The 2265-nt window shown below is 64.2% G+C and carries 2 protein-coding genes and 1 pseudogene; 1 reads left to right on the top strand and 2 read right to left on the bottom strand.

The window, feature by feature from the left end:
- A pseudogene (locus ACW4E8_RS40920) lies at positions 1 to 253 on the top strand (hypothetical protein); the annotation flags it as partial.
- A 108-nt stretch (positions 254 to 361) separates the two neighbouring features.
- Here ACW4E8_RS40920 and ACW4E8_RS40915 read toward each other — a convergent pair.
- Positions 362 to 760 carry a hypothetical protein gene (locus ACW4E8_RS40915; protein ID WP_456809687.1) on the bottom strand — a complete coding sequence of 133 codons (399 nt, stop codon included), beginning with the start codon at positions 758 to 760 and terminating at the stop codon, positions 362 to 364.
- A 507-nt stretch (positions 761 to 1267) separates the two neighbouring features.
- Positions 1268 to 2265 (bottom strand): Bug family tripartite tricarboxylate transporter substrate binding protein (locus ACW4E8_RS40910; protein ID WP_456809686.1); only part of this gene is annotated, 998 nt, incomplete at its 5' end.

The raw sequence follows: 2265 nt of genomic DNA, 5'->3' as shown, positions 1-2265 counted from the left end.
CTGGGTGATCAAGTTTGCGATTGAAGGCCGACAATATGCGCTCGCGACCGTACGCGGGGCGATACGGCGCTGGCGCCAACTCGAGCCTGTGCTAGCTTTCCTGCAGGCTCATTGCTGCAGCAGTCGCGAAGTTCGATTACACGCGGGATCCTGGACGCTTTCGCGGGATAGCCAGCACGACGAAATGCCGTACGTCCTCAGCACGCGAAGCGAGCCCCAGAGCAATGCCGCCGAGGAGGGCGCGCGCCGCTGATGACGAATACAAAGGGAATATCAAAGAGTTTGGCTAATAGGGAGCCAACAAGGGAGCCGAGGGCCATCAATGCAGGCTGCATGCACAGCGGCTCGCGCATCGCAGGCGTCAGCGGCGCGCGCCATTGTCTGCCGGCGCCGACGACAACTCTTTCCAGTGCGCCCGCGTGAAGTCGTAGAGCGCTTCCAGCGCCGGCGACAGCGAGCGCGCCGCCATGCGTGCAATGCCATAGCGGCCGCAGCGGCGCGGATCGGGCGGCATCGGCACTTCGGCCATCAGCCCGGCGGCGCGCTCCTGCCGCGTGATCGAGAGCACGCCGAACAGCAGCGTATCGCTGGCCAGTGTCACGCTGCGCAGCATGTCGAGGTTGTCGCAATGCAGGGTGAAGAGCTTGTCCGGCGCGGCGCCCCGTCCCCATAGCTCAGCCAGTTGCCGGCTGATGACGGTGCTGAGCGTGGTGGTTGCCACCGGGTAGGCATCAAAGACGAGCTTCGGCGGCGGATGCATGTGCCGATTCCGGTGCAGAGGGGCTGGCTCAGGCAGGTGGTACGCGGCTACTTTGCGTATCACGCAGTGCCCACGAATTATCGGGCACTCAGTGCCTTCCGCCACCACGTCACTGACCTATGGCGACGCACGCTACGGCGACGGAGCCAAAAGGACCGGAAGACGTGGGAGCAGATGAGCCGCTTGGCGGACGCCTGGCTTCTGAAACCTCGAATCCTTCATCCATGGCCCGAACAGCGCTTTGCCGTCAAGCACCCAAGGTAGGAGCCCGGTGCCCGAATGGGGCACGCCGGGATCTGTGCGGGGGGTACTGGGCAACTGGTATTCCTACTGCGATTCGGAAACAGTGACACCTTTCCTTTGTTCTACGAGAGCGAAGCGATTGTGTCACCGGATTAACCTCGACATGCCTCGCTTCCCAGATCTGAATGGAACTGCCGCCCGCTTCGTGGGGCGGGGGCGCGTTCATTCAATCCTTTGCACGCTCTCGTCTACGCCTGTGCTGTCTTAATCGGCCGAGATGTTGTTTGCCCTTACCACATCGCCCCACATCTTGTAGTGGGTGCGGGTCAGGGTTGCGAGCTGCTCGGGCGTGCCGCCGCCGGGCTCGTCGCCGCGGTCGACGATGCTCTTGACGACGGTCGGGTCCTTCAGCGCCGTATTCAGGGCGCCGTTGGCCTTCTTGACGATGTCAGGGCTCACGCCCGGCGGGCCGTACAGTCCGATGAACGAGATGATGGTGAAGTCCTTGATGCCGCTCTCGGTGGCCGTCGGCACATCCGGGATCATTGCCACGCGCTTGGGTCCGGTTACCATCAGCGGCCGCAGCTGGCCCGACTTGATGAAGGGCGCGACGACCGAGGTCGCATCGAACATCGCATCCAGGCGTCCGGCCATCAGGTCGACCATCGCCGGGCTGCTGCCCTTGTAAGGCACATGGTTCATCCTCGGGCCGCCCATGCGCTCGCGCAGCAGTTCCATCGTGACATGCGGCAGTGCGCCGGTGCCACCCGAGCCATAGTCGATGGTCTTGCCCGACTTGTCCCGCGCCTTCACCTCCTCGACGAACTGCGCGTAGGTCTTGATGGGCGAGCTGGCGGGCACGACGAGCACCAGCGGAGATTGCAGCATCACGCCGATCGGCGTGAGCTTCTGCGGGTCGACGATGCCGAGCTTGGTGTAGACGTGCGGCATGATCGTCATCGAGCCGTTGCCTACCAGCAGCTTGTTCCCGTCCGGCGCCGCGCGCATTACCTCTACGGATGCGATATTGCCGTTCACGCCGGCCTTGTTGTCGATGACGAACGACTGGCCGAGCGAACTCTGCAGGCCGTTAAGCAGCGCACGTCCCGCGAAGTCGGTTTGCCCCCCGGGCGGGAAGCCGACCAGCAGGGTAACCGGCTTGGTCGGCCAAGTGGTCTGAGCCCAGGCTGCCGTCGCGGTCAACGTGCCGAGGCCGAGCGCCGCGATGCCCAGGATCAACGCTGAACGGCGCGACGCCGCGA

Source organism: Cupriavidus sp. CP313 (assembly GCF_054072015.1).
The sequence above is the reverse complement of the archived record's forward strand: the minus strand, read 5'-3'. Positions and strand labels throughout refer to the sequence as shown.

Coding starts and splice junctions, on each gene's coding strand:
- ACW4E8_RS40915 (WP_456809687.1), bottom strand. CDS start 760: ATGCATCCGCCGCCGAAGCTCGTCTTTGATGCCTACCCGGTGGCAACC.